This window comes from Candidatus Omnitrophota bacterium (genome assembly GCA_013791745.1).
GTDB lineage: Bacteria > CG03 > CG03 > CG03 > CG03 > CG03.
Genome location: VMTH01000019.1, coordinates 1 through 3,511, shown reverse-complemented (window position 1 = coordinate 3,511; position 3,511 = coordinate 1). Strand labels below are relative to the sequence as shown.

At 43.5% G+C, this 3,511-nt stretch carries 3 protein-coding genes; all 3 read right to left on the bottom strand.

The features are described 5' to 3' along the window. Positions 1-1,343, bottom strand: a 1,343-nt coding sequence (locus FP827_00955; GenBank protein ID MBA3051654.1) for a hypothetical protein, incomplete at its 3' end; no start/stop codon positions are given. A gap of 207 nt (positions 1,344-1,550) precedes the next feature. After that, positions 1,551-2,282 carry a hypothetical protein gene (locus FP827_00950; protein ID MBA3051653.1) on the bottom strand — a complete coding sequence of 244 codons (732 nt, stop codon included), beginning with the start codon at positions 2,280-2,282 and terminating at the stop codon, positions 1,551-1,553. A gap of 110 nt (positions 2,283-2,392) precedes the next feature. Next, a complete protein-coding gene (locus FP827_00945; GenBank protein ID MBA3051652.1) occupies positions 2,393-3,457 on the bottom strand; it encodes a hypothetical protein in 1,065 nt (354 codons plus the stop codon). Positions 3,458-3,511 lie beyond the last annotated feature (54 nt).

Sequence of the window (3,511 nt, the reverse complement as noted above, 5' to 3'; positions counted from 1 at the left end):
GTACTGGAATACAGCGATTCCGTATACCATGACTCCCCGCATTCCAGATACATCTCAAAATCATAACCTATAAAATATTTAAGCTGAAAAAAACCGCTCTGCCATGAAAGCGCGTCTGTTCGGACATCGGCCAAACGCATAAAGACCTGAACATTATCGCTTATATTAATTTTCTGTTCCGCAGCCAGCACAATTTTCTGCCCCGGATAAGTTTCACCGCCTATATCAACGACTTTAGCAATCAACGCGCAATACTGAAGCTGGGTTTCCCCGTCAATCATAAATATCATATTCCTCTTATCTTCAGAACCCGCAAGCGTTTCAAACCCCATTCTTATATTTATTCCGCCCATCATCCTTATGTAAAGTTCTGAGAAACTCCAGAAATTTTTTTCCTTGATGCCGGAATAAACAACATTATAATCCTCTCTCAAATCAGGATTATTAGATACGGCTATATCTTCCGCATCATAGTAAGAATATTTGTAAGTCAGATTTACCGCTTTTTTCGGGACAAGAAAAAGGCATTCGCCCCTAAACCCTTTCCTGCCGAATTCCGCATTGCCGTCATATCCTGAAAATTTTTTTGAACTCTTCGCATGAAAATTTCTGCCATAATCAAAATATGACACATTAAGCCCCAGCGGACCTAAATTAAAATCCCGCAATTCTGTCTGCAAGGCAGTGTTTTCTTTCGAAGTATCGTGCCAGTCCGAATCACTGCGCGCCGCCTCTGTAAGAAATGTAAATTTACTGAAATACAAAGTTAAGTCGCCGGAATTCAGTGTATTTGTATATTTCGGGTTACTCAAAAATACCCCGTCGGAATTGCTTATTTTATATTGCTTGTTTCTCTGTATAAAATTAGAGCCTATTTTCAGTATCCGGTATGTATAATCCAGCCTTCCTACAAGTGAATTGCCATCACTGTCAAAATAGCTTCCGTACCATTCATAATCTTTTTCGGAGGCGTCTTTAGATACAATCAGCTGACCGGCGAAACCGCCAAGATTCCACATTTCGGCTCTTATTCCCCGGGCGTTTCTCTGTATTTTTCCTGTATCTACCAGATAAAGCAACGGGGAAGATACCCAGTGTCTTTCTTCCTTGTAAAGCAGCATCAGTTTTGTCTTCTCGAAAAAAGACTTTTCGGCATAGCCTCTGTCAAATTTTACGAGGGCGGAGTTATCCCATGTTGAAGCTGAAAACTGAGCATAAATTCCGGAATACGGCAGTGGATCCGCCCAAAGGTTCATCTGCAGATAATGTTTTGGCTGTGAAAGATTAAACTTGTATTCCCCGTCCCTGAGGCTTTCGTAGTAAGCCTCGTAATACCCGCCCATATAATATGCCTCCGAAAAAGTGACAAGATAGCACGGGAATAAAGCAACAATGCATAAAAAAATAACGCGGAGAGAACATAGTGAAGTAATAAAGCAACAGGGCAACAAAGAACTCTTTTGCTTCTTTGTTTCCCCCGACGCTTCGGTCGGGGCAGGCATATTACTTTGTTTTTGCCGTGTTTTCATATTATTTATTTTCATATCATTTTAATTTCCGCTCACGGATATAAAATAAGTCTCCCCCATATCATTGTGCAGAAGCGCTGAAAAATTAAGCCGGAACCCCGGCAGCCTCAGCGAAAATCCGAGAGTAAACATATTTTTCCGCACCCCGATAGCGCATTTCAGGGCATCGGCCACCTCAACTTCCAGGCCGGCTTTAAGAGGCTGGCCGAATTCATAATCAAGCCCCAGAACAGCGCCTTTTACAGGCTTGACCATGATGCCGTAGCAAATACTCGCGGCATTGCTCTCTTCCACGCGCTTCAATCTCACGCTCTTTGAAGACAGTGCCTGGAAAGACACCCCGAAATTAAAATATTCCCCTTTGCGGAGCAGCGAAAAATCATAATCAGAATACATCGTACGCGGATTTACCCCTTCTTCAAAATTTGCGACATCAATCTGGTAAGCGGTAAGCCTCAAACCCGCGTTCAGGTTTTTTGTCATAGGGCGGGCCAGAGCAAAGGAATAAATACTCTCCTGATAAACTGAAGAAAATTTCAGCGTGGAATATATAAAATTCATACTGTTGGTTTTAGACGGTATCTGCAGAGACAGGAAACCCGTATTCAGTTCGCTTATCCCGTAAAAATTACCCTTCCCCGCTTCCCAGTTAAATTTGTCAGAAGTAACCGCGCAATTATCCAGACTGGATAAGCTGTCATCGGCGATTGACCATCCTCCTCGGCCCGGCAGCCGGGCTGATGCGGGATGCATTTCGAAAGCGGCGTAAGACGAAGAAACAAAATAACAAAGTAATAAAGCAATAAAGCAACAAGACAACAATGAACTTTTTTTCCTTGTTTCCATTTTATTACATTTCCACATTACTTAACTATCGCCACCGCTTTGTTTTCATAAACTTCTTCCCCCGAAGAGTTAGCCGCCCGTATATTCATGATATATATCCCGTTTTTAAGCATGCTGTTGGAAAAATCCCTGCCGTTCCATGTCATCGTCAGCTCACCTGCTTCCGATAGGCGGCTTGTGCCCTGCCACACTTTCTTCCCTTCAATACTGTACGCTTTGATATACACAACCGCGCTTTTACTAAGCGAAACGATTATATCCAGATTATCGTTCATACCGTCGGAATTGGGCGAAAATATCTTAGGCATTCTTACAGAAGAAATACTGAAATTCGAAGAACTCAATCTATCCGGCACTCCGTTGCTGTCGGTATCACAGCTTACTACCGTACAGGTGTCTACCTCCGGCAGGGCTGCCGAAATATTGCTGGGAACCCCGTCAATGGCGAGAGAAGACCCGTCACAGAGACTGGCAAAAACAGCAAGGCGCGTCCCTGCGGTAAACCCCGAAGGGAAAAGACTGTCCCAGCCTATTGCTATTTCCGTTCCCGGAACATCGGCGCTGAAATCGGTAGCGCAGGCCGCCGAAATCCAGGACGCGGTAACGGAACTTGTTATTTTATAGAAATTGCCGCCGTCGCCGTCCCACGAACCGTACATAAAATCCGGTTTAAAACCTGCGGCGGAAAATTTTGCGTCCTTATCCCAGGTGTCTATCTTTGTCAAATCGTCAAAACCCGCCGACGAGCCATAATCGGTATCAAGATACAGCATCATACCGTAACCGTCAATTTTGTAATTGACGCCTATATACAGGTTATCAGCATCCCAGGTAACATAAAGGCCGTCAATTTTGTCCATAACATTGCCGTCGCCGGAATCATTCACTATTTTTTCGCCGGCCGACCAATCGCCAAGATTGCCGTCTATCGTAATTTTGTGATATGGTTCGCAGGCCGCCTCGGGCGTTATTAAAAATAAAAGATGGAGAAGAAAAGAGGAAAAAAAACATAAACTCAGTATTCTTTTCCCGAACACAGTATTCAATTTACTGACCATTCCCATTCTCCCCTGATCCGCCATCCATATTTTTTAATTTATCTTCCGCGGATCTGATTTTTATTTTTGAAAGATTGT